General features: G+C 70.0%; 16 protein-coding genes and 1 pseudogene. 15 read left to right on the plus strand and 2 right to left on the minus strand.

What is annotated here, in order from left to right:
• Positions 1-3: 3 nt before the first annotated feature.
• Both C1I95_RS00665 and C1I95_RS36080 read left to right on the plus strand, forming a co-directional pair.
• The gene (locus tag C1I95_RS00665; RefSeq protein WP_111211758.1) at positions 4-1,155 is read left to right on the plus strand and encodes a serine hydrolase domain-containing protein; all 1,152 of its coding nucleotides are present in this window, start codon (positions 4-6) and stop codon (positions 1,153-1,155) included.
• Between the two features lie 82 nt (positions 1,156-1,237).
• A pseudogene (locus tag C1I95_RS36080) lies at positions 1,238-1,592 on the plus strand (XRE family transcriptional regulator); the annotation flags it as partial.
• Positions 1,593-1,839: 247 nt separating this feature from the next.
• Here the strand turns inward: C1I95_RS36080 and C1I95_RS00675 are convergent.
• Entirely contained in the window at positions 1,840-3,150 is a 1,311-nt protein-coding gene (locus C1I95_RS00675) for a hypothetical protein (protein WP_146605602.1), read from the minus strand.
• A 508-nt stretch (positions 3,151-3,658) separates the two neighbouring features.
• Here C1I95_RS00675 and chvE point away from each other — a divergent pair.
• The 12 genes from chvE to C1I95_RS00735 all read left to right on the plus strand — a co-directional run bounded on the left by chvE (position 3,659) and on the right by C1I95_RS00735 (position 20,211).
• Complete coding sequence (gene chvE, locus C1I95_RS00680; RefSeq protein ID WP_111211760.1) at positions 3,659-4,795, plus strand: multiple monosaccharide ABC transporter substrate-binding protein; 1,137 nt, start codon at positions 3,659-3,661, stop codon at positions 4,793-4,795.
• Positions 4,796-4,900: 105 nt separating this feature from the next.
• Positions 4,901-6,439, plus strand: coding sequence for a multiple monosaccharide ABC transporter ATP-binding protein (mmsA, locus tag C1I95_RS00685; RefSeq protein WP_111211761.1), 1,539 nt, complete (start codon positions 4,901-4,903; stop codon positions 6,437-6,439).
• Positions 6,436-7,683 carry a multiple monosaccharide ABC transporter permease gene (gene mmsB, locus C1I95_RS00690; RefSeq protein WP_111211762.1) on the plus strand — a complete coding sequence of 416 codons (1,248 nt, stop codon included), beginning with the start codon at positions 6,436-6,438 and terminating at the stop codon, positions 7,681-7,683. Before mmsA ends, mmsB begins: the two co-directional genes overlap by 4 nt.
• Before the next feature lie 7 nt (positions 7,684-7,690).
• Positions 7,691-8,920, plus strand: coding sequence for an ROK family transcriptional regulator (locus C1I95_RS00695; RefSeq protein ID WP_233513172.1), 1,230 nt, complete (start codon positions 7,691-7,693; stop codon positions 8,918-8,920).
• A gap of 787 nt (positions 8,921-9,707) precedes the next feature.
• Entirely contained in the window at positions 9,708-11,393 is a 1,686-nt protein-coding gene (gene araB, locus C1I95_RS00700; RefSeq protein ID WP_111211763.1) for a ribulokinase, read from the plus strand.
• A gap of 76 nt (positions 11,394-11,469) precedes the next feature.
• Positions 11,470-12,195 (plus strand): L-ribulose-5-phosphate 4-epimerase, encoded by a 726-nt coding sequence (locus tag C1I95_RS00705; RefSeq protein WP_111211764.1) that lies wholly within the window; start codon positions 11,470-11,472, stop codon positions 12,193-12,195.
• Positions 12,196-12,307: 112 nt separating this feature from the next.
• Positions 12,308-13,297: an ABC transporter substrate-binding protein gene (locus C1I95_RS00710; RefSeq protein WP_111211765.1), complete on the plus strand. Its 990-nt coding sequence runs from the start codon at positions 12,308-12,310 to the stop codon at positions 13,295-13,297.
• A 188-nt stretch (positions 13,298-13,485) separates the two neighbouring features.
• Positions 13,486-15,027, plus strand: a complete 1,542-nt coding sequence (locus C1I95_RS00715; RefSeq protein ID WP_111211766.1) for a sugar ABC transporter ATP-binding protein — start codon at positions 13,486-13,488, stop codon at positions 15,025-15,027.
• Positions 15,028-15,183: 156 nt separating this feature from the next.
• On the plus strand, positions 15,184-16,254 hold the full coding sequence (locus C1I95_RS00720; protein ID WP_111211767.1) for an ABC transporter permease: 1,071 nt from the start codon (positions 15,184-15,186) through the stop codon (positions 16,252-16,254).
• Positions 16,255-16,321: 67 nt separating this feature from the next.
• Positions 16,322-17,311, plus strand: coding sequence for a galactofuranose ABC transporter, permease protein YjfF (gene yjfF, locus C1I95_RS00725; RefSeq protein ID WP_111211768.1), 990 nt, complete (start codon positions 16,322-16,324; stop codon positions 17,309-17,311).
• A gap of 27 nt (positions 17,312-17,338) precedes the next feature.
• A complete protein-coding gene (araA, locus tag C1I95_RS00730) occupies positions 17,339-18,841 on the plus strand; it encodes an L-arabinose isomerase (protein WP_111211769.1) in 1,503 nt (500 codons plus the stop codon).
• 374 nt (positions 18,842-19,215) lie between these two features.
• Positions 19,216-20,211: a LacI family DNA-binding transcriptional regulator gene (locus C1I95_RS00735; RefSeq protein ID WP_199523531.1), complete on the plus strand. Its 996-nt coding sequence runs from the start codon at positions 19,216-19,218 to the stop codon at positions 20,209-20,211.
• A 170-nt stretch (positions 20,212-20,381) separates the two neighbouring features.
• Here C1I95_RS00735 and C1I95_RS00740 read toward each other — a convergent pair whose 3' ends face one another.
• Positions 20,382-23,129: a beta-L-arabinofuranosidase domain-containing protein gene (locus tag C1I95_RS00740; RefSeq protein ID WP_199523532.1), complete on the minus strand. Its 2,748-nt coding sequence runs from the start codon at positions 23,127-23,129 to the stop codon at positions 20,382-20,384.
• 362 nt (positions 23,130-23,491) lie between these two features.
• Here C1I95_RS00740 and C1I95_RS00745 point away from each other — a divergent pair, with 362 nt between their 5' ends.
• Positions 23,492-25,018: a glycosyltransferase family 39 protein gene (locus C1I95_RS00745; RefSeq protein WP_111211770.1), complete on the plus strand. Its 1,527-nt coding sequence runs from the start codon at positions 23,492-23,494 to the stop codon at positions 25,016-25,018.
• The last annotated feature ends 43 nt before the right edge of the window (positions 25,019-25,061 follow it).

The raw sequence follows: 25,061 nt of genomic DNA on the forward strand, positions 1-25,061 counted from the left end.
GAGTTGACCGAGACGCAGATCCACGGTGACACCGACGACGGCTTCGGCCGGGTCGCCGACGTGTTCCGGGACAACTTCGCCACCCGCAGCGAGGTCGGCGCCGCAGTCGCCGTGTACGTGCGGGGCCGCAAGGTCGTCGACCTGTACGGCGGGCTGGCCGACCCCCGGTCGGGCCGCACCTGGACCGCCGGCACACCCGCGGTCGTCTTCTCCTGCACCAAGGGGATCATGGCGATCTGCGCGTACCTGCTGGTGCAGCAGGGCCGGCTCGACCTGGACGCGCCGGTGACCCGCTACTGGCCCGAGTTCGGCCAGCACGGCAAGGCGGAGATCCCGGTGCGCTGGCTGCTCACCCACCAGTCCGGCCTGTCGGCGTTGGACAAGCCGTTCAGCCGCGAGGAGGTGCTCGCCTGGCGACCGGTGATCGAGGCGATCGAGGCGCAGGCACCGCTGTGGCGACCGGGCACCGCACACAGCTACCACCCGATGACCTACGGCTGGCTGATCGGCGAGGTGATGCGCCGGATCACCGGCGAGCTGCCCGGTGCCTTCTTCGCCCGCTCCCTCGCCGACCCGCTCGGCCTGCGTACCTGGATCGGTCTGCCGGCGGCCGAGCGCGACGCGGTCGCCTGGACCCTGGCCCCGATCGGCGAACCCGGTCCGGCCATCGACCCGGTCGCGGAACGCGGGCTCACCATGGGCGGTGCCTTCGCCTTCCCGGCCGACGCCGACGGCCTGGTCAGCTTCAACGACCCGGCGATCCAGGCCGGCGGGATTCCGGGCGCGGGTGCGGTGAGTACGGCCGACGGGCTGGCCCGCCTCTACGCCGCCTGCGTGTCCGAGGTGGACGGCCCGCGCCTGCTCAGCTCCGCCTCGGTGACGGACGCGACCACGGAGCGCGTGGCCGGCCAGCAGGTCTACGGGGCGCCCGACGCCGGCCACCGGTGGGGCACCGGCTTCCTCCTGGACTCCGCCACCGCGCGGCCGATGCTCGGCGCGCGCAGCTTCGGTCACGACGGCGCCGGCGGCCACCTGGCCTTCGGCGACGACGCCCACCAGGTCGGCTTCGGCTACGTGGTCAACCAGATGGGCGGCGTCGACGACGAGCGCGCCAACCGGCTCGCCGTCGCGGTTCGGGCGTGCCTGACGGAGTAGGCGATGCTGGGTGCCGGTTGACGTTCGGGCAGCGGTTGAAGGCCTACCGGGAGCGGTCCGGGAAGACTCGTGCCGCCTCACGCTCTCCGGCGACGTGCCCACCGAGTCGTTGCCCAGCCTTAGGGGGCGTCTTGCGGCGGCGTGGCGGGCGCGCCATCAGGCGTCGGATCACCGTACGGTGCTGGGCGGGCTGCTGCCGGGGCTGCTGCGCGACGTGCAGCGCGCCGCGTTGACGTACGACGGTGACGAGCGTCGCCAGGCGCAGGCCCTGTTGGCCGAGACACTCGGGCTGGCGCAGATGTTCCTTGCCTACCAACCCGCTGCCGGGCTGCTGTGGCGGGTCGCCGACCGGGGCGATGGTGGCGGCGCAGGAGTCCGGAGATCCGGAGACGGCGGCCTGCGCGGGGTGGTTCCTGTGCCAGGTGCACCGGGACGCCGCATGTGTGTCGGCTGCCGGGCGTGGTGGTCGCGGCTGACGCCGTACCCGTGCTGGCAGGTGGAGTGGGCGACCAGCCGGCAGGCTCGGACGATCACCGATCGCTTCCTGAGTGGTGTCCGGTGACCAGCAGGGTCGTGCCCGATCCTGGATCGAGTGGCCTCATTCGGTTTGCCAGGCCACTCGATCCAGGATCGAGCGTGATCATGGGTGGGGTGACGGACCTCGTGCTCGAATCGCCGGAGTCGTCAGCCCTTCCGCTGGGCCAGCAACCACTGCAGGATGCTGCTGTCCTCGTACGTCGGGCCGTAGGCCGCGTGGTAGTCGGGCAGCGAGAACGCCTCGTTGCCGTACTCGGTGTAGTGCAGCAGGTCGGCGATCTGCTCGGGCGTCTTGCCCCGGGCCTCGTAGGCCGATCGCAGCGCGGCCTGCGAGCCACGGGCGAGCGAGATGTTGAGCAGGTGGTCGTTGAGCCCGTGGGTGATCCAGAGCGGCACCTCGCCGGCCGCGATGGCCGTGGCCTGGCCCGCGCTGATCTGGAAGCCACCGGTGACCAGACCGGCGGTGAACAGGTCGGGGCGCTTGGCGAACGCCTCCCACAGCAGTCGGGAGCCGTACGAGACGGTGGTGGCGTACACCCGCTTGGTGTCCACCGCGAAGTCCTTGCTGAACTGCTCGACCAGCCTGATCAGGAGGTCACCCTCGGCGGGCAGGCCGACCCGCTGGTTCTGCGGCGCCAGCACGATGACGTCCTCGTTGCTGCCGGTCCAGCTGGACTGCAACCAGGCGGTCGCCGGGATGTCGGCGGCGATCTGGACGCCGAGGTTGTCGCCGTCCCAGCCCATGCCGTGCCCGGGGAGGACGACCATCAGCGGGTACTTCTTGCCGGGCTGGTAGTTCTCCGGCAGGTGGTAGTGGTAGGGCAGCACCATGCCGCCGCTGAGGTACGAGCCGTAGCGGAACTCGTCGACGAGCAGGTTGACCGGCTCCTCGGTGACCCCGTGTGAGGTCTTCGGCGCCGCCTTGGCCAGCACCGGGCCCTTGCCCTGGCCGTTGCCCGGCTGGGCGTGCACGTCCTTGCGCTGGACCACCTGGGTCGGCAGGTCGGTGTTCACCTTGACGTGGCACAGGAAGGTCGGGCACTTCGAGAGGATGACCGTCCAACCGAGATTCTCGTCGGGGTCCAGCTCGACGATGACGTACCGGCCCGGCACCGATCGGCGGTCGGCGCGGGTCGTCGGCTCGCTGTTGGTGTAGGTGTGGGTGACCGTGCGGTCGGCCAGCTTGGGCAGGTCTTCGATGGGGTTGAAGCGGAAGTTGTACGTGGTGTCGGACACCGCGAAGGTCGAGTTGTCGAGGGTGCGGGGGTTCACCGTGGCCGCGTACTCCACGGCCACCGCGGTGACCTTCTGGCCGTAGGTCTGGACGGTGGTGATCGGGGTGACGCCTCGGATGCCGCCGGTGGCGCCACCCTGGTCCTTCGTCGCGGCGTAGGCCGTGCCCGTCGAGGCCAGCGCCAGCACCGCGGCGAAGGCGATCAGCATCCTTCGCAGTCTCATTGGTCCTCCTTGTCGGACGCGGCCGGCTGGCCGGTCAACGCCGGGAGCGCGCCCGGTGCCGGCTGGGGTGCTGTAAGAAGACGGCCGCTAAACTGATTTAGCAGAGCATCTGCCGTGCCGGGTTCGGATGTCAAGGGGCCGCGGCAACAGGCCGGAAACGTCTGGTTCACCTGGGCGGCCGGATTCGCCGGCCGAAGGTGGTCCAGAGTGGATGTTGCGGGGCGTGGCGGCTCGGCTGCGTTCCGCCGCCGACACTCGACGTGACGCATCCCTCACCGTCGATGAGTGTCCCCGATTCGGTCCGCGTCGCCCGCTGGCGCCGCCGCGTGGACACCCGCCCTGACCTGCGGCAACCTGACCGATCGGAGGAGCGGCTCGTTCGTTACGAGACCGTGACCGCCGGATTTCGGGCGAGGTGTTGACCCGGGCTATGTGAGCGCTAACACTTGGCGTCCAAGTGCGACCCGCGCAGCCGTCTGACGGCGCGAGTTCCAGATTGGGGAAGCCAGTGAACAGAAAGATCCTGGCCGCTCTCGGTAGCGCCGTACTGGCGCTCAGCATGGCGGCTTGCAGTGGTGAGGGTGCCGGCAGCGGCGGCAGCGGCGATAAGAAGCCCGCCGACCTGACCATCGGCGTCTCGATGCCGACCCAGACCTCCGAGCGGTGGATCGCCGACGGCAAATCGGTCAAGGAGAAGCTAGAGGCCAAGGGCTACAAGGTGGACCTCCAGTACGCCGGCGACGACATTCCCACCCAGTCGCAGCAGGTCGACCAGATGATCACGCGCGGTGCCAACGTGCTGATCATCGCGGCCATCGACGGCACCGCACTGAGTGGACAGCTGCAGGCGGCGGCCGAGGCCAAGATCCCGGTCATCGCCTACGACCGGCTCATCCGGGAAAGCCCGAACGTCGACTTCTACGTCAGCTTCGACAACTACAAGGTCGGCGTCGCGCAGGCCAGCGCGCTGCTGGTCGGCCTCGGAGTGCAGAACAAGGACGGCTCGAAGGGCAGCGCGTCCGGACCGTTCAACATTGAGCTGTTCGCCGGATCGCTCGACGACAACAACGCGCACTTCTTCTTCAACGGCGCGATGGACACGCTCAAGCCGTTCATCGACGACGGCACGCTGAAGGTGAAGTCCGGGCAGACCAAGATCGACCAGGTGGCGATCCTGCGCTGGCAGCAAGAGGGCGCGCAGAAGCGGATGGAGGACCTGCTGACGTCCAGCTACAACGACCGCAGCAAGGTCGACGGGGTGCTGTCGCCGTACGACGGCCTGTCGCGCGGCATCATCACCGCGCTGCAGAACGCCGGCTACGGCGGGGCCAACAAGATGCCGGTGGTGACCGGGCAGGACGCCGAGATCGCCTCGGTCAAGCTGATCAACGACGGGGTGCAGAGCTCTACCATCTTCAAGGACACCCGTCTGCTCGCCGACCAGGCCGTGGTCGCCGCCGAGGCGTTCCTCCAGGACAAGACGCCGGAGGCCAACGACACCGACACCTACAACAACGGGGTCAAGGTCGTCCCGTCGTTCCTGCTGCCGGTGCAGACCGTCTACAAGGACGAGATCAAGCCGATCCTGATCGACTCCGGGTACTACACCGCTGAGGAAGTCGCCGCCGGCCAGGCCAAGGGCTGACGGTGCGGTACCGGGCTCGGCTGCGCTGTCCGTCGCCGAGCCCGGTATCCGTCCCGGACTGACTACCCTCCAGACACGACGACCTAGACGCTCAGGACGGTGAGCATGGACGACAACATCCTCGAGATGCGTCACATCACCAAGACTTTCCCTGGGGTGGCGGCGCTCCAGGACGTCTCGCTCGCCGTCCGCCGCGGGGAGATCCACGCGATCTGCGGCGAGAACGGTGCCGGCAAGTCCACTCTGATGAAGGTGCTGTCGGGCGTCTACCCGTCCGGCAGCTTCGACGGTGAGATCCTCTTCGACGGCGAGCCGGTGCACTTCCGTGGCATCCGGGACAGCGAGGACCACGGCATCGTCATCATCCACCAGGAACTCGCCCTGGTGCCGTACCTGTCGATCGCCGAGAACATCTTCCTCGGCAACGAACGCCGGGGCCGCAGCGGGCTGATCGACTGGAACCGCACCAACGCCGAAGCGGCGGCGCTGCTGTCGTCGGTCGGGCTGCACGAGAACGCGGTCACACCCGTCGTCCAGCTCGGCGTCGGCAAACAGCAACTCGTGGAGATCGCCAAGGCGCTGTCCAAGAAGGTCCGGCTGCTCATCCTCGACGAGCCGACCGCCGCGCTCAACGACCTCGACTCGGCGCACCTGCTCGACCTGATGCGTCGACTCCGCGAGCAGGGCATCACCTGCATCATGATCTCGCACAAGCTCAACGAGATCACCGCCATCGCTGACTCGACCACCGTCTTGCGGGACGGGCGGACGGTGGAGCGGCTCGACATGGGCTCGGGCGAGGTGACCCAGGAGCGGATCATCCGCGGCATGGTCGGGCGCGACCTGGACAGCTTCTACCCCGACCGGGTCTCCTCGCCCGGCGAGGAGGTGCTGCGGATCGAGGACTGGTCGGTGCGGCACCCGACCCAGGACCGGCTGGTGGTCGACGGCGCCAGCCTCGACGTACGCGCCGGTGAGGTGGTCGGCATCGCCGGGCTGATGGGAGCCGGGCGTACCGAGCTGGCCATGAGCGTCTTCGGTCGGTCGTACGGCCGGGACATCACCGGCCGCCTGTTCATGCACGGTAGGGAGATCAAGGCACGCTCCGTCGCGGAGGCGATCGGCAACGGCATCGCGTACGCGACGGAGGACCGCAAGCGCTTCGGGCTCAACCTCATCGAGGACATCCGGCGTAACATCTCGTCCGCCGGGCTGCGCAAGCTCGCCCGACTGGGGTGGGTGCACGACAACGAGGAGATCAAGGTCGCCGAGACGAGCCGGCGCGACATGAACATCAAGGCGCCGAGCGTGATGTCCGTGGTCGGCAAGCTCTCCGGCGGCAACCAGCAGAAGGTCGTCCTGTCCAAGTGGCTGTTCACCGATCCGGACGTGCTGATCCTGGACGAGCCGACCCGCGGCATCGACGTCGGGGCGAAGTTCGAGATCTACACGATCGTCAATCGGCTGGTCGCCGAGGGTAAGGCGGTCATCATCATCTCCTCCGAACTGCCCGAGCTGCTCGGTATGTGCGACCGCATCTACACGTTGTCGACGGGCCGGATCACCGGCGTGGTGCCGGTCGCCGAGGCGACCCAGGAGAAGCTCATGGAACTCATGGCGAAGGACAAGGAACCCGCCCGATGACCAGCACCAAGCCCTCCTCGACGGCACCGAAGCCGACCGAGAGCGCTCCGGCTGCCGCACTGCACGTCGGCACCAGCGACCCCCGTACGCTGATCATGAACAACCTGCGGCAGAGCGGCATCTTCGTCGCCCTCGTCGTCATCGTCGCGCTCTTCGCGTTCCTGACCGACGGGCTCTCGCTCAGCCCGGGCAACATCACCAACATCGTCCTGCAGTACTCCTACATCCTCGTGCTCGCGATCGGCATGGTCATCGTGATCATCGGCGGGCACATCGACCTGTCCGTCGGCTCGGTGGTCGCGTTGACCGGCGCGGTCTCCGCCGTGGTCGTCATCCGGCAGGGCCATCCGTGGTGGCTCGGCGTGCTGGCCGCCATCGCCGTCGGGCTCGCGGTCGGCGCCTGGCACGGCTTCTGGGTGGCGTACGTCGGCATCCCCGCCTTCATCGTGACCCTCGCGGGCATGCTGCTGTTCCGCGGCCTCACCCTCCGGGTGCTGGACAACATCTCGCTGTCGCCGTTCCCGGCCGAGTACAACCGGATCGCGGCCGGATTCCTCAACGGACTGATCGGCGGCGACGGCTACGACGCCTTCACCCTGCTCATTGGCGGCATCGCGGTGGCCGGCTACGTGGTGAGCTGCTTCCGCACCCGGGTGGCGCGCATCCGCTACCAGCAGCCCGTCGAGTCGTTCGCGCTGTTCGTCGCGCGGATGGCGCTGGTCGGCGCCGTGGTCATGTACTTCGCCTGGCAGTTGGCCAACGCCCGGGGCTTGCCGATCGTGCTGATCATCCTCGCCGTCCTGGTGCTGGTCTACGGCCTGCTCACCCGGCGTACCGTCTTCGGCCGGCAGGTGTACGCCATCGGCGGCAACCTCTCCGCGGCGATGCTGTCCGGCGTGAAGGTCCGCACCGTCAACTTCTGGATCTTCGTCAACATGGGTTTCCTGTCCGCCGTGGCGGGGATCATCTTCTCCTCGCGGTCCAACGGGGCCCAGCCGGCGGCCGGTAACATGTTCGAGCTGGACGCGATCGCCGCGGCGTTCATCGGCGGGGCGGCCGTCACCGGTGGTGTCGGCACCGTCGTAGGCGCCATGGTCGGCGGTCTCATCATGGCGGTGATGAGCAACGGCATGCAGCTGATGGGCGTGGACCAGTCGATGCAGTCGGTGGTGAAGGGCCTGGTGCTGCTCGTCGCCGTGGCCTTCGACGTCTACAACAAGCGGCGCGCCGGCGCGAACCGTTGACGGTGCGGTGCCGGAGGTCGGAGTGGTCCAGGAGGAGATCCGCCGGCGCAACGCCGGTGCTCTGCTGCGGTACGTACACCTGCTCGGCGCGGTGTCCCGCGCCGAGCTGGCCGAGCGGATGGGACTGAACCGCAGCACCATCATGGCGCTGACCACCGAGTTGACCCGGGTGGGTCTGGTCCACGAGGAGCTGCCCACCGACACCGGGCGGGCCGGGCGGCCCTCGCTGCTGGTCCGGCCCGCGGCCGACCGGTTCTACGTGCTGGCCTTCGACGTCGCCGTGGACCGGCTGGTCGCCGCTCGGGTGGGGCTCGGCGGCTCCATCCTGGAGCGTCGGACGGCGGTGCGCCCGCGCGCCGGGCCCGATCTGCACGAGGTGGTCGAGGTCCTCGCCCGCTTCGGCCGCCAACTGCACCGCGCGGCACCGCCGGACGCGATCTGCGTGGGCGTGGGCGCCTCGTACTGCGGCATGATCCGGCCCGGGGACGGGATGGTGCGCTTCGGGCCCGACCTGGGCTGGGTGGACCAGGCGTTCGGGGCCGAACTCGGCCGCCGCCTCGGCCTCGGCCTGCCGGTGACGGTGGGCAACGAGGCGCATCTCGGCGCGCAGGCCGAGCAGCAGCGCGGTGCGGGCGTCGGCTTCCAGAACCTCATCTACCTGCATGGTGACGTGGGTGTCGGCGGTGGGATCATCGTCGGGGGCCGGTTGCTGGGCGGTGACGGCGGCTACGGCTGCGAGCTGGGGCACATGGTGGTGAACCCGCACGACGGGCGCCCCTGCGGCTGCGGCTCGTACGGCTGCCTGGAGGCGGAGGTCGGCGAGCGGGCCCTGCTCGACGTCGCCGGCCGACCCGCCGAACTGTTCGGCCGGGAGGCCATCCGGTCGGTGACGGACGACGCCGACCGCGGCGACCCCGCGGCCCGGGAGGCGCTGCGCCAGATCGGCGACTGGCTCGGCATCGGAGTGGCGAACCTGATCAACCTGTTCAACCCGGGCATGGTGGTCTTCGGCGGGATGCTGTGCGACCTGTACCCGGGTGCGGCGGCTCAGGTGCGCAGCCGGATCGCCCGCAACGTGCTGCCGGTCGCCCGGGAAAACGTACGGCTGCGCACCGCGGCGCTCGGTGACGACGCCACCCTGGTGGGCGCCGCCGAACTCGGCTTCGCCCCGTTGCTCGCCGACCCGCTGGGCCGGCCCGCCGACACGGGGCGTCGCGCCGCCGGCAGCTGCCGTTGACGGTCGTCGGTGCCGACGGTGTCGGCCATCCGGCTGCCAAACTGCATCGATATATGGCATGTTATCGCTGACATAAGCAGCCAGGCGATCGAGGCGGATTCCATCGAATGAAATCGAGGTGCCCGGGTTGTTGTGGTGGGCCGGCGCCGGTCCCTGAACATGCATGTCAACGGCGAGGGAGGACCGCGATCGCGCCCCCGGCGCTGGTGCGTCCGGGTCTGCCTTCGGCTGTCGCTGATCTCGATTGCCGATCGATGGTGTTAACGCTCATTCAGCCAATTTTCCGGTGCCGAGGTCGGTGCCTGCGCTCGCGGTGGGTTGCCGGGCGCCGGCCGTCGCGCCGGTATCGAGCGGGCTGCCGGAGCGGCGATCCGGCCCTGCCGGCAACGGCGGTGGCGGTGTTTCGCTCCTTCGTGGGGTGCTGCGCGCAGCCGCCCGGTCGAGGCATGCGCGAGCCGACCGGCCGGAGCGTCGCCCGGTCGGCGGTGGCCCCGGCCGGCCGGGCCAGAGTCCCGATCGCTGGCCGGAGCCCCTGTTTCGTTGTCCGGCAAGCGTTTCGGCGGCACCGCACGGCAACGTGACGGTGTGCCTGGACGGTGGGCGGCGGCTACGATGCCGTCCGCGCTGAACTGGGCCGCAGGGGGCGTGGATCTGGGCCTGCCACCGGTTCCGCCGAGGGGTGACAGACCCGGCGGTGCGCTCCGTTACGGAGCTGTTGCCGGCAGGTGTCTTGACGGCATGGGATGTGAGCGTTAACACTGAGGTTCGTCATCGGCGGAGGTTGAACATGAGCGGTGTGGACGCAGCGGGCGATCGGTACGTCGTCGGGGTCGACTACGGCACCCTGTCGGGGCGGGCCCTGGTGGTCCGGGTTCGCGATGGTGCCGAGTTGGGGACGGCGGTGCACGAGTACCGCAACGCGGTCATCGACTCCGCTCTGCCGGACGGCGGAACGCCCCTGCCACCCGACTGGGCGTTGCAGGATCCTGAGGACTACCGCGACGTGCTGCGCTACGCCGTACCCGCCGCCGTGGCCGCCGCCGGGGTGGACCCGGGCGACGTCGTCGGCATCGGCATCGACTTCACCGCCTGCACCGTCCTGCCGACGCTCGCCGACGGCACCCCGCTGTGCGAGGTGCCGGAGCTGCGCCAGCGCCCGCACTCCTGGGTGAAGCTCTGGAAGCACCACGCCGCCCAGCCGCACGCCGACCGGATCAACGCGCTGGCCCACGAGCGCGGCGAGCCGTGGATCGGCCGCTACGGCGGCAAGATCTCCGCCGAGTGGCAGTTCGCCAAGGGCTTGCAGCTGCTGGAGGAGGACCCGGAGGTCTACCAGCGGGCCGAGCGCTTTATCGAGGCCGCGGACTGGATCGTGTGGCAGCTGTGCGGTGTCGAGACCCGCAACGTCTGCACGGCCGGCTACAAGGGCATCCTGCAGGACGGCCGGTACCCGTCGACGGACTACCTGACCGCACTCAACCCCGGCTTCGGCGACTTCGTGGCCAAACTGGACGGTCCGCTGATGCCGCTGGGCGGCCGGGCCGGCGAGCTGACCGCCCGCGCCGCCGCGTGGACCGGCCTGCCAGAAGGGATCGCGGTGGCCGTCGGCAACGTCGACGCCCACGTCACCGCGGCCTCCGCCCAGGCGATCGCGCCGGGCCGGCTGGTGGCGATCATGGGTACCTCCACCTGCCACGTGGTCAACGGCACCCGGCCCGCCGAGGTGGCCGGGATGTGCGGCGTCGTCGACGGCGGCATCAGCGCCGGCGCGTGGGGCTACGAGGCCGGGCAGAGCGGCGTCGGCGACATCTTCGGCTGGTTCGTCAAGCACGCCGCCCCGACCGGGGCGGACTCGCACGAACGGCTCACCGAGCTGGCCGCGGCCCAGCCGGTCGGTGCCCACGGCCTGGTCGCGCTGGACTGGTGGAACGGCAACCGCTCACTCCTGGTCAACCACGACCTCAGTGGACTGATCGTCGGGCTGACCCTGGCCACCCGGCCGGAGGACATCTACCGGGCCCTGCTGGAGGCGACGGCGTACGGCACCAGGATGATCGTCGAGGCGTTCGTCGAGGCGGGGGTGCCGGTCGACGACCTGGTGATCGCGGGCGGCCTCACCTCGAACGAGCTGCTGATGCAGATCTACGCCGACGTGACCAACCGTCCGCTCGGCATCATCGGCTCGGCGCAGGGGCCGGCGCTCGGTTCGGCGATCCACGCCGCGGTCGCCGCCGGGGCGTACCCCTCGATCCAGGAGGCGTCGCAGGCGATGGGCCGGGTGCAGGAGGCGGTCTACCGGCCGGACCCGGATCGGGTACGCGCGTACGACGCCCTCTACGCCGAGTACCGGACCCTGCACGACCACTTCGGTCGGGGCGCCAACGACGTGATGCTGCGCCTGCGGGCGATCCGGAACGCGGCCGTCGAGTCGGCCGCGACGCAGAACGAGGCCCCGCTGGAGGTGGTCGCATGAGCGAGTGTCAGCGAGCGAATCGGCAGTGCAGTGCGGTGAACGCCCAGGCCGGCGCCGAGCGGAGCGAGGGGACGGCATGAGCGTCGAATCAACCCTTCAACTGACCGAGCTGCGCGAGACCGTCGCCCGCCTGCACGGCGAGCTGACCCGCTACGGCCTGGTGGCCTGGACGGCCGGCAACGTCTCCGCGCGGGTCCCCGGCCGTGACCTCATGGTGATCAAGCCCAGCGGCGTCGACTACGACGACCTCTCGGCCGACAACATGGTGCTCTGCGACCTCGAAGGCGTGCCGGTCGAGGGTGAGCTCTCCCCGTCGAGCGACACCGCCGCGCACGCGTACGTCTACCGCGCCATGCCCGAGGTCGGCGGCGTCGTGCACACCCACAGCACGTACGCCACCGCGTGGGCGGCGCGTGGCGAGTCGATTCCCTGCCACCTGACCGCACAGGCCGACGAGTTCGGCGGGGAGATCCCGGTCGGCCCGTTCGCGCTGATCGGCGGCGACGACATCGGCAAGGGCATCGTCAGCACCCTGACCGGGCACCGCTCGCCCGCAGTGCTGATGCAGAACCACGGCGTCTTCACCATCGGGCGTAATGCCCGCGCTGCGGTCAAGGCCGCGGTGATGTGCGAGGACGTCGCCCGCACCGCGCACCTGGCGCGGGCGCTCGGGCAACCGGTGCCGATGGCGCAGGCCGACATCGACGCCCTCTACGACCGCTACCAGAACGTCTACGGCCAACGCCCCTCGCCTCCGGCGAACTCCAGCCGGTCGCGGGTCGCCCCGGCGCCCCGCGACTGAATTCGCACCACCCACTGAATTCGCACCACCCACTGGATCCACACCACCAGCTCAGGCCGCCCGCGCACGTCGGCGGGCGGCGTGGACACCCGCACCCACCTGAGGAGATCCGATGAGAAACATGCGAATGCCCCGGCGCGCGATCGGGGTCGTCGCCGCCGTCCTGCTGGCCGGCAGCGTGGCCGCCTGCGGTAACAGTGACACCGGAGGGGAAGGCGGCGACGGCAAGATCGTCCTCGGCTTCTCCCAGGTCGGCGCCGAGAGTGGCTGGCGTACGGCCAACACCAACTCCATCAAGGAGGCCGCTGGGGAGGCGGGCATCGAGCTCAAGTTCGACGATGCCCAGCAGAAGCAGGAGAACCAGATCAAGGCCATCCGCAACTACATCCAGCAGAAGGTCGACGTGATCGCCTTCTCGCCGGTGGTGGAGTCCGGTTGGGACACCGTGCTCAAGGAGGCCAAGGACGCCGGCATCCCGGTCATCCTGACCGACCGCGCGGTGGACTCGGCCGACAAGTCCCTCTACAAGACCTTCCTCGGCTCGGACTTCGTCAAGGAAGGCCGGCTGTCGGGGGAGTGGCTGATCGAGAACAAGAAGGACGCGACCGGCGATGTGAACATCGTCGAGCTGCAGGGCACCACCGGCTCGGCCCCGGCCAACGACCGCAAGAAGGGCTTCGCCGAGGCGATCGCGGCCGACCCGAAGCTGAAGGTCATCGCCTCCCAGTCGGGTGACTTCACCCGCGCCGGCGGCAAGCAGGTCATGGAGCAGTTCCTGAAGGCCCACCCGAAGATCGACGTGCTCTTCGCGCACAACGACGACATGGGTCTCGGTGCCCTGGAGGCGATCACCGCGGCGGGCAAGGTGCCCGGCCAGGACATCACCATCATCACCATCGACGCGGTCAAGGACGGCATGCAGGCCCTGGCCGACGGTAAGTTCAACTTCATCGCCGAGTGCAGCCCGCTGCTCGGGCCACAGCTGATGGACCTGGCCAAGAAGGTGCACGCCGGTGAAGAGGTGCCGGCGCGGATCGAGACCGAGGAGACCACCTTCACCCAGGAGCAGGCCAAGGAGGCCCTGCCCAACCGCAAGTACTGATCGACGCCCGGGGCCGCCGCTGACGTGGCGGCCCCGCCGCGTCGCTCACCTACCCGACGGACTGGGCGGCTGACCCGAAACCCCCGTGCCGTCTCCGCCCGGCCGACCTCCAGGGGCGGCCGGGCGGGACGCCACGGGGGCGCGGTGGCCCTTCCGTACCGCGAGAACCCAGAAGAAGGTCCGATGGGATGACGGATAGCCGTCCGGTCCTCACGATGACCGGGATCAGCAAGTCCTTTCCGGGGGTGCGCGCACTCCACAATGTTGATTTCCGGCTCTTCCCCGGCGAGGTGCACGCCCTGATGGGCGAGAACGGTGCCGGCAAGTCGACCCTGATCAAGGTGTTGACCGGCGTCTACGGCATCGACGACGGCATCATCACCCTGGGCGGGGAGCAGGTGGCCTTCAGCGGGCCGATGCAAGCCGCCGCCGCCGGGGTCAGCACCGTCTACCAGGAGGTCAACCTCTGCCCCAACCTGTCGGTGGCGGAGAACATCTTCATCGGCCGCGAGCCGCGCCGCTTCGGGGCCGTCCGGTGGGGCGAGGTCCGGCGCCGGGCCCGGCAGCTGTTGGCCCGGCTGGACCTCGACATCGACGTCACCGCACCCGTGGCGTCGTACTCGCTCGCCGTCCAGCAGATGATCGCGATCGCCCGCGCGATCGACGTCCAGGCCCGGGTGCTGATCCTGGACGAGCCGACCTCCAGCCTGGACGCCGGTGAGGTCGAGCAGCTGTTTCGGATCATGCGCCAGCTGCGCGACGAGGGCATCGCCATCCTCTTCGTGACTCACTTCCTCGACCAGGTCTACGGGATCGCCGACCGGATCACCGTGCTGCGCAACGGCACCCTGGTGGGGGAGCACCCGACCGCCGAGCTGCCCCAGCTGGCCCTGGTCGAGAAGATGATCGGCAAGGAACTCGACGTTCTCGAACGGATCGAGGAGCATCCCCGGCGGGAGCTGGCGGCCCTGGAGGGCGGGACCCCGTTCGTGGAGGTGTCGGACCTCAGCCGTAAGGGCGCGGTCGCACCGTTCAGCCTGACCATCCACGCCGGCGAGGTGGTCGGCCTGGCCGGGCTGCTCGGCTCCGGCCGCACCGAGGTGGCGCGGCTGCTGTTCGGCGCCGACCGCGCCGACCGTGGCCAGGTCGCCGTGGGCGGCAAGCCGACCGGTCTGCGTACCCCGGTGCAGGCCATCGACCGCGGCATCGGGTTCTGCTCCGAGAACCGCCGCGCGGAAGGGATCATCGCCGACCTGTCGGTCCGCGAGAACATGATCCTCGCGATGCAGGCCGCCCGCGGCTGGCTGCGCCCGATCCCGCGCCGCCGCCAGGACGAACTCGTCGACAAGTACATCAAGGCGTTGAGCATCCGCCCCGCGAACCCCGACGTGCCGGTGCGCAACCTGTCCGGCGGCAACCAGCAGAAGGTCCTGCTGGCCCGGTGGCTGATCACCGAGCCCCGACTGCTCATCCTCGACGAACCCACCCGTGGCATCGACATCGGGGCCAAGGCCGAGATCCAGAAGCTCGTGGTGCAGCTCTCCGACGGCGGCATGGCGGTGCTGTTCATCTCCGCCGAACTCGAGGAGGTGCTGCGGCTGAGCCACAAGATCGCGGTGATGCGCGACCGGGAGCTGGTCGCCCAACTCACCAACGACGACGCCGTCGACGCCGACCGTGTCATGCAGACCATCGCCAGCGGATCACAGCGGGAGGAGGCGAACCAATGAGCGAGCGTCAGCGAGCGAATCATCGGCGCAGTGTGTTGGTGCCTCATGGCGGCGCGGAGCGAAGCGGAGCGCTGGCATGAGCGAGCGTCAGCGAGCGATTCATCGGCGCAGTGTGTTGGTGCCTCATGGCGGCGCGGAGCGAAGCGGAGCGCCGGCATGAGTGACGCCAAGAACCGCTTCCAGGCCATGGTCGGCCACCGGCTGTTCTGGCCGGTCGCCGTGCTCGTGGTCATGCTGGCGGCGAACACCCTCTACCGCCCCGGCTTCCTGACCATCGAGGTCAAGGACGGCCACCTGTACGGCACCCCGATCGACATCCTCCGGCTGAGCGCGCCGCTGATCCTGGTCGCGTTGGGCATGACCCTGGTCATCTCCACCGGCGGCATCGACCTCTCGGTCGGCTCGGTCTGCGCCATCAGCGGCGCCATCGCCTGCCTCTACATCAGCAAGGCGCCGGACCAGAACGCCCTCGGCATGGTGCTGACCGCGCTCGCGATGGCGATCGGGGCCGCGCTGGTACTCGGCGCGTGGAACGGCATCCTGGTCTCCGTGATCGGCATCCAACCGATCATCGCCACGCTCATCCTGATGGTGGCCGGCCGGGGCCTCGCGCAGCTGATCACCGAGGGCCAGATCATCACCATCAACTCCGGCCCGTACCGGGCGATCGGTCTGGGCCACTTCCTGACCCTGCCGCTCGCGATCTTCATCGCGTTGGCCGCGGCCCTGCTCGTCGCGGCGTTCACCCGCCGCACCGCCCTCGGCATGATCATCGAGTCGGTGGGTGGCAACCGGGAGGCCAGCCGCCTGGCCGGCATCCGGTCGGGCCGGGTGGTCTTCCTGGTGTACGTCGTCAGCGCCGTGTGCGCCGCGATCGCCGGGTTCATGATGACCGCCAACGTCTCCAGCGCCGACGGCAACTCGGCCGGCCTCTGGGTGGAACTCGACGCGATCCTCGCGGTCGTCATCGGTGGTACGTCCCTGGCGGGCGGCCGGTTCTTCCTCAGCGGCACCATCCTCGGCGCGCTGATCATCCAGACCCTGACCACGACGGTGTACGCCATGAACATCTCACCGCAGACGGCACTGCTGTTCAAAGCGGTCGTCGTCATCGTCGTCTGCCTCGTCCAGGCGCCGGCCTTCCGGGCCAGGTTCAGCCGCCGCCGACCCGGTGCCGCGCCCCCCGAGGCGTCGCCGCAGCGGCAGAAGGAGCAGGTGCCGGCATGAGCGAGCGACAGCGAGCGAATCACCAGCGCCGGAAAGATGCCGGCCCGCAGCGAAGTGGAGGGGCGGCATGACGATGAACTCGCTGACCACCGTTCCCACCTGGGCCCGGCTGCCACGGCGGCACGTGCCGGTGCTGGCCACCCTCGCCCTGCTGCTGGTCATGTACGGCATCGGCGTCTCCCAGTACCGGGCGTTCTCCAACATCCAGGTCATCTTCAACGTCTTCATCGACAACGGGTTCCTGCTCGTGGTCGCCGTGGGGATGACCTTCGTGATCCTCACCGGTGGCATCGACCTGTCGGTGGGCTCGGTGGTCGCGATGACCGCGATGGTCTCGGCATGGTTGCTCCAGTCAGGCCTGCCCGCGTTGCTGGTGCTGGTCATCGCGTTGCTCATCGGGCCGACCCTAGGCTTCCTGATGGGCTGCGCGATCCACTTCTTCGAGATTCAGCCGTTCATCGTCACACTCGCCGGGATGTTCTTCGCCCGCGGCATGTGCACGTTCATCAGCGGCGCCTCGATCCCGATCACGGACGGCTTCTGGACCACGATGTCGCAGTACCGGATCGGGGACCCCCGGGGCAACTTCGTCTCGGTCAGCGTGCTGGTCGCGTTCGCCGTGGCCGCCGTCGCCGCCTACGTGCTGGCGTACACCCGGCTCGGCCGCAACGTCTACGCGATCGGTGGCAATCCGCAGTCGGCGCTGCTGATGGGCCTGCCGGTGGGGCGTACCCGGATCGCGGTCTACACCATCAGCGGGCTGTGCTCGGCGATCGGCGGAATCCTGCTGTCGTTCTACACGCTTTCCGGAGCGCCGCTGATCGCGGTCGGGATGGAACTCGACGTGATCGCGGCCGTCGTCATCGGTGGCACCGTCCTCACCGGTGGCTCGGGCTACGTCTTCGGCACCGTGCTCGGCGTGCTGGTGCTCGGCGTGATCCAGACCCTGATCACCTTCGACGGAAGCCTCAACTCCTGGTGGACCAAGATCGTGATCGGCGGCCTGCTTTTCGCGTTCATCCTGCTCCAGCGCCTCATCGGCATCCGCTACAAGTAACCCTCCCTCTCGCGGAAGGCAACGTCCATGGCAACACACTCTGAACCCCAGGTCTGGTTTCTCACCGGAAGCCAGGCGATGTACGGCGAGGACACACTCCGGCAGGTGGCCGACCAGTCCCGTCAGATCGCCGCCCTGCTCGACGACTCGGCGCACATTCCCGCCCGGGTGGTCTGGAAGCCGGTCCTGACCACCAGCGCCGACATCCTGGAGGTCTGCCGGGATGCCGCCGTACAGGGGGCGGTCGGGGTCATCGCCTGGATGCACACCTTCTCGCCGGCGAAGATGTGGATCTCCGGCCTGGACGCGCTGCAGACACCGCTGCTGCACCTGCACACCCAGGCGAACCAGCAGTTGCCGTGGGCCGAGATCGACATGGACTTCATGAACCTGAACCAGGCCGCCCACGGCGATCGGGAGTTCGGGTACATCCAGACCCGGCTCGGGGTGGCCCGCAAGACGGTCGCCGGGCACGTCACCGACCCACGGGTCGCCACCCGCGTCGGCGCCTGGACCCGGGCGGCGATCGGCTGGTCGGCGATGCGGTCGCTGCGCCTGGCACGCTTCGGCGACAACATGCGCGACGTCGCGGTGACCGAGGGGGACAAGGTCGAGGCGGAGCTGCGCTTCGGCGTCTCGGTGAACACCTACGGGGTGAACGACCTGGTGCGGGTGGTCGGCGAGGTGGCCGACGCGCAGGTGGACGATCTGGTCAAGGAGTACGACGACACGTACCGCGTCGTCGCCGCGCTGCGGCCCGGCGGTGAGCGGCACGAATCGCTGCGGTACGCCGCCCGGCTGGAGCTGGGTCTGCGTACGTTCCTGGACAGTGGTGGGTTCCGCGCGTTCACCACGAACTTCGAGGATCTCGGCGGACTGCGGCAGCTGCCCGGTATCGCCGTGCAGCGGCTCATGGCCGACGGGTACGGCTTCGGCGGTGAGGGGGACTGGAAGACCTCCGTGCTGGTCCACACGCTGAAGGCGATGTCGGCCGGGGCCGAGGGCGGCACCTCGTTCATGGAGGACTACACCTACGACCTCACCCCCGGTGAGGAACTGGTCCTCGGTGCGCACATGCTCGAGGTGTGCCCGACGATCGCCGCCGGTGTGCCGAAGGTGGAGATCCACCCGTTGAGCATCGGCGGTCGGGAGGACCCGGTCCGACTCGTCTTCGACGCCGAACCCGGTCCCGCGGTGGTGCTCGGCCTGGCCGACATGGGCGAGCGCTTCCGGCTGGTGGCCAACGAGGTCGACGTGGTGACCCCACCGCAGCCGTTGCCGCGGCTGCCGGTGGCTCGGGCCGTCTGGCGGCCCCGCCCGCACCTGCCCGGTTCGGCCGAGGCGTGGATCACCGCGGGCGCGCCGCACCACACCGTGCTGTCCCAGGCGGTGGGCGTGGAGGAGCTACACGACCTGGCCGAGATGAGCCGCACCGAACTCCTGGTCATCGACGCCGACACCGAACCTCGCCGATTCGCCGACGAGATCCGGTGGAATCAGGCGTACTACCGGCTCGCCCGGGGATTCTGACCGCGACACCGCGACACCGCGACACCGCGACACCGCGCCGGCGTGCCGGGTCTGCCCTTGTTGGAGGGCGGCCCGGCACGCCTTTTCGCGTCGAGCCGATTGGCGCGCTCCGCGGCGAACACCTCGATCCGGCCGGCGCGTACCTGCTCGGCGCCGGTCTCGGAGCACATCCGGCATCCGCCCGTTGACCTTCCGTCAATCGGTGTCGGTGCTGGCGTAGACTGTGCTTGATCTAGCGCTATCCACCCCGGGCGGGCACGGGCCGGCGTGGCGCCGCGAGAGAGGATCGTGTTCCAAGCCGCTCCGGTCAGCGTCGACGGGTCGCGGCGACCCACGGCATGCGGGAGTGTGAGATGGCCGTACGCGATCCTGCGATGACCGATGTGGCTCGCCTCGCTGGTGTTTCCCACCAGACGGTTTCGCGAGTGCTCAACGGCCACCCGAACGTGCGTGAACAGACCCGGCTGCGGGTGCAGGCGGCGATCGCCGAACTCGGCTACCGCCCGAACCGGGCGGCCCGTGCGCTGGTCACCGGCCGTTCGCAGGTGATCGGCGTGGTCGCGCAGAACACCACCCTCTACGGCCCGGCGTCGCTGCTCGCCGCCCTGGAGCAGACGGCCGCCGAGGCGGGGTTCGCGGTCAGCGTGGGCAGCGTGCGCGACCTCGATCACCTGTCGATCTCGGCGGTGGTCGAGCGGCATCTGGCCCACCGGGTCGCCGGCATCGTGGTGATCGCGCCGGTGGAGTCGGCCGGGGAGGCGCTGGAGCGCCTGCCGAAGGACGTGCCGCTGGTCACCGTCGACGGGGATCCCCGCCGGCCGATGCCGCTGGTGACGGTCGACCAGGCCGCCGGTGCCCGGGCCGCCACCGAGCACCTGCTCGCCGCCGGTCACCGTACGGTCTGGCACGTGTCCGGGCCGTCCGACTGGTTCGACAGCGCGGGACGCATCGAGGGCTGGCGGTCGGCGCTGCTCTCGGCGGGTGCCGAGATCCCGCCGCTGGTGCCGGCGGACTGGTCCGCGGCGGCCGGGTACCGGTGCGGGCAGATGCTGGCCCGGATGCCCGACGTCACTGCGGTCTTCACCGCCAACGACCATCTCGCCCTCGGTGTGCTGCGCGCCCTGCACGAGCACGGCCGCCGGGTGCCGGACGACATCAGCGTGGTCGGCTTCGACGACGTGCCCGAGGCGGCGTACTTCATCCCGCCGCTGACCACCGTGCGACCGGACTTCGACGCGGTGGCCCGGGCCAGCCTGGAGATGCTGCTGGCCCAGATCGAGTCGGTCAGCGGTGGGGCGTTGCGCGAGACCATCGCGCCGGCGCTGGTCCCGCGGCAGAGCGTCGCCGCGCCGCCCCGTCGCCGAGCGTGATGCCGGCAGCAGGCGAGGTGGCGGCGGGCGCGTCGCCTCAACGGGAGTGGTCCGTCACGACGAGTTGCTCGTCGCAGGTGACCGGCACCACGGGGCGCTGATCCGGGCACGGCGCGGCTAGCTTGTTATCGATAACATCCTCAAGGGGTGTCGATGGAATCAGTAGCGGACTAGACGAACCGCCACAGGTGGTCACCGGTGCCGTTGTCGTCCCAGATCACGATCTGGGCGCCCTGGGCGGAGGAGGCGCCGGAGACGCCGAGCACCCGCCCGCCGTTGCCGCACTGGATGCGGAAGTAGCCGTCCGTGCCGTAGCGCAACCGCCAGCGCTGGTCGGCCGCGCCGGTGTCGGCCCACTGCAGCACGCGGGCGCCGTTGGCGGTACCGCCGCCCTCCACCCCCAGCACCTTGCCGCTGTTGGCGTTGCGCAACCGCAGGTAGCCGTTGGCGTCCACGATCGCGGTCCAGAGGTGGTCGGCGGTGCCGGTATCCCCCCACTGGATCACCAGGCCGCCGTCGGCCGTGGACATGTTCTGTACGCCGAGCACCAGCCCGCTGGCCCGGTTCTGGATCCGCCGCGCGCCGTTGGGTACGAACCGCCACTGGTTGTCCGGCGTGCCGTTGTCCGGGTCCTGCACGGCCCGGGCGCCCTGGGCGGTGGAGCCGTTGAGGATGGCCAGCAGCTTGCCGGTGTGGCCGTTGCGGATCTTGTGGGAACCGTCGCCGACATCGACGATCGCCCAACGGTGGTCGGCCGTGCCGGTGTCCGACCATTGCAGGATCGGGGTGTTGTCGGCGGTGGACATGTTCTGTACGCCGAGCACCTTGCCGCTGTTGGCGTTGCGGAACTTGACCGCCGTACCGTCGACGACGAGCTGCCAGTCGTGGTCCGGGGTGCCGTTGTCGGCCCACTGCAACGCCGGGGCGCCGTCGGCGGTGGACATGTTCTCGATCCCCAGCACGAGGTTGCTGGCGGCGTTGACCAGCCGGAACGTGGCACCGCCGGGGCCGCTCTGGCCGTTCGCGCTCCAGTAGACGGTGTAGTTGTGCCCGTGCGCGTCGTAGAACGGGATCAGGTTGACGGTGGCGCCGTTGGCGGTGGCGGTGAAGGTGAGGGCCGTGCTGCTGGTCCGGGTGACCGAGGCGGTGGCCAACGCGGGCAGCGCCGAGAGCGCCGTGTTGCCGTAGTTGCCGGAGAGCACCGCCGGGCCGTAGGTGAGCGCCACGACGTTCGGGTCGTCGTTCGCGGGCTGCACCAGCACCCGCATCGGCAGGCGTACGGAGACGGTGTCGCCGGAGGCCCAGGAGCGGGTGAGGGTGGCGTAGCTGCCGGGCGTGGTGGCGATGCTCTGCACTGCGCCGTTGACGCTGACGGTGGCGCCCTCCGTCCAGCCGGGGATGCGGATCCGCATCGTCCACGACCCGCCGACGCTGCCGCTGACGGTGAGGGTCGTGGTGTCGCCGGCCGGGTAGCTGGTGGTCTGGGTGACCGTGATCCCGCGTTGCGACCAGTTCAGCACCGACGGCATGAACAGGTTCACCGTCAGGGTGGTGCCGTTGTGGAAGTAGATCGAGTCCATCAGCGTGGTGTTGCTCTCCAGCCCGGTGCCCTGGCAGCACCAGAAGGAGTTGTAGTCGGTGCTCCAGGTGCCGCCGCCCCACGCCGGCCCGACCCCGCGCCGGCCGCCCGGGTTCAGCGGCGTGAAGTAGGTGATGTGCCCGTGGTTGTCGGCCGGGTTCTGCGCGCCGACGAGGTGGTTGAGCAGCGCCCGCTCGTAGAAGTCGAAGTACGCGGTCCGGTTCGGGTCGAGCAGCCACAGCTCCCGGGTCAGCTTGAGCATGTTGTACGTGTTGCACGCCTCGCAGGTGTCGTTGCGCAGGTAGCCGGCGATGGCGTTGGGAGCGCGGAAGTGTTCGGCCTGGCTGTTGCCGCCGATCACGTAGCTGTGCGCGTTGACGGTCATGTTCCACGCGTTGCTGGCGATGTCCCGGTAGCGGGTGGTGCCGGTGGCCTTGAACTCCCGGGCCGCGCCGATCCACTTGGGCACCTGGGTGTTGGCGTGCAGTCCGTTGAGTTGGTCCTGGTTGGCGGCGAGGGGGTTGAACACGGCGCCGTGGTCGAACCGCTGGGCCGAGGTCAGCCAGCGCGCGTCACCGGTCTGCTGGTACAGGTCGGCCAGGACGGCGTTCATGCCGCCGAACTCGGTGCCCAGCATGGCCTGCATCTGGGTCGGGGTGAGCCGGCCGGTACGCCAGTCGACCCAGCCGGCGAGCGCCAGCAGGACGTCGCGGGCCTGGGTGTTGCCGATGTGCCGCCAGACGTCGAGCAGACCGGCCAGCGTTTTGTGGATGCAGTAGTACGGCACGTTGCCGTTGTTCAGCGTGCGCGCCTCCACGGCGGTGAAGTCGGCCTCGGGGAACCCGGAGAGGTATCCGGTGTTGAATCCGGCGGTGCCGTTGTTGGCCTGGCACCTGGCCAACTCGGCCACCATCTGGTTGGCCTTGTCCCGGCAGGTGGTGTCGCCGAGCACCGCCCACCCGTGGGCCCAGGCGGACAGGAAGTGCCCCTGCATGTGGGTACGGAAGGGGAACGTCGGAGCGTCCCAGCCGCCGGCCACCGCGGCGCCGCCGGTGGAGAGGCGGTGGTTGGCGCGGAAGTTGTAGAGCAGCCGGTTGACGTCGACGAAGCGCAGGTAGTTCAGGGTGCGGTTCTGGTTGTCCAGCCAGCGGCTGGCGGTCAGCCGGACCTGTCCGAGGTCGAACGGGAAGGCGGCGACGCCGATGTCGGGCCGGGCCGGGGGAAGCGCCGCGCGGGCGGCGCCGGCGGCGAGGGTGGGGCCGACAGCGGTGGCCACGGCCGCCGCGCCGGCGGCCTGGAGTACGTGTCGGCGGTTGAGGGACGGTTTGCCCAGGACCATGGGGGTTGACCTTTCAGGTGGCGGGACGGCCTGCCGGAACGCCGCGGTGTGGTTGGCGTACGGGTGCTCGCCGGGTCGGTGGTGTACGCGCGGCGGGCGATCGTCCTGGGTCCGAGGCTTGATCGTCACATGCACCCATGTCGATGTTATCGTTAACAATCAGGGGCGCGCAAGCCCCGTCGGGAGGTCGGTGAGGGCGGGCCGACACCATAGCGGGGGCCGGGGGCGGTCACCCCGGATTGTTGCCGGTTCTCGACGGCAAATAGCGGTCTGGTGGCTTTTGCGGCGTATCGCCTGTCGTGGTGAACTTTGCTCAATATGCTCCAGGGGCGACGGGAACCCACGGAGATGCGTGAGACACGATGAAGGACGCCGTAACCATGGTGCTGCCCCGGCTCGGGTCGCCGGAGGCCAGCGACGAGGACCCCTGGGGAGAAGGCCACGGCACCGCCCCGGCCCCCGGCCATCCGGTGACCGACACCCACCGGTGGCGGGCCGCCGCATGGCTGGTGCCGGCGCTGCTGATGGGCGCGCTCGGCATCGCCGGGGCCGGCGCGCCCGGGCTGCGCCTGGAAGAACTCGCGACCTGGGGCAGGGTCGCCTCATCCTGGCCGGGCACCTGGTCGACGCTCGGCTGGGGCGAGGCCGCCGTCACGCCGTACCACCTGCTGATGCGCGCCTGGGCGGAGGTCTTCGGCACCTCGGACCTCGCGCTGCGCGGACCTTCCATCCTGGCCATGACCGTTGCGGCGGCGCTCGTCGGAGCGCTGGCCTCCCGGATGTTCGCGCCGGGCACCGGCCTCCTGGCCGGCCTGCTCTTCGCCCTGCTGCCGACGTCGGCACGGTACGCGCAGGAGGCCCAACCGCACGCGCTGACCCTGCTCGCCGCGGTGCTCGCCACGTGGCTGCTCCGGTCGGCCGTCGACCGGCCGAGGCCCTGGCGCTTCGCCGTGTACGGCGCTTCGGTGCTGGTGCTGGGCCTGTCCAGCGTCGTCGGGCTGCTGCTGCTCGTCGGCCACGGCTGGACCGTGTTCGCATTCCGGCGCGCGGTGGCCGGCCGGTGGCTGGTCGCCGGGGGCCTGGGCGCGTTGCCGGCGGCCGGGTTGCTCTGGCGCACCGGGCAGCAGGGCGGGCGGCTCGCGCAGGTGTCCGATCTGAGCCTGAACGCGCTGGCCGCGACGCCGAGGGAGCTGTTCGGCGTCACCGCGCTGGGGGTGGCGCTGCTCGCGCTGGCGCTGTTCAGCCTCCCGCTGCGCTACCCCGCCGCCCTGTACACCGCCTGGGCGGTGGTGCCGCCGCTCGTGCTGCTGCTCGTCGCGCAGGCGACGCCGATCTGGCTGCCGCAGCTCATGCTCTTCACGCTTCCGGCGTGGGCGACACTCGGCGCGGCCGCCCTCACCCGGGTCCGCGCCCGCTGGTCCGTGGGTGTGCTGGCGGCGATCGCCGTGCTCGGTGCGCCGATGCATATCGCCGTCCGGGAACCGGGCGGGCATCAGCAGGCCACCCGGCAGCTCGCGGAGATCATCGAACGCCGGCTGCAACCCGGCGACGGCGTCGTCTACGGCTCGGCCGACCCGGCGGGCGGATGGGGCGGCCGGAGCGTAGTCGCCCACTACCTGCCGGCCGACCGTCGCCCCAGGGACGTGCTCGCCACCGGGCCGCAACCCGTCGACGGGCGGCTCCCGGTCACCGAATGTGCCGACGTGGCCGGGTGCCTGGGGGACACCCGGCGACTGTGGGTCGTGCGGCTCGGCGAGCAGGCGGACCCGGTGCAGGCCATCGGTGGCGCGAAGGAGCGGCTGCTGCGCACTCGGTATCAGGTGGCGCAGGTCTGGCGACCGAACGGGCTCACGCTGGCCCTGCTGGTGGACGAACGGGCGGATCTCTGAGCGGGTGCGGGGTCGGGAGTGCTTTGGTCTAGATTCCGCCGGT

Source organism: Micromonospora craterilacus (genome assembly GCF_003236315.1).
Classification (GTDB): Bacteria; Actinomycetota; Actinomycetes; order Mycobacteriales; family Micromonosporaceae; genus Micromonospora; species Micromonospora craterilacus.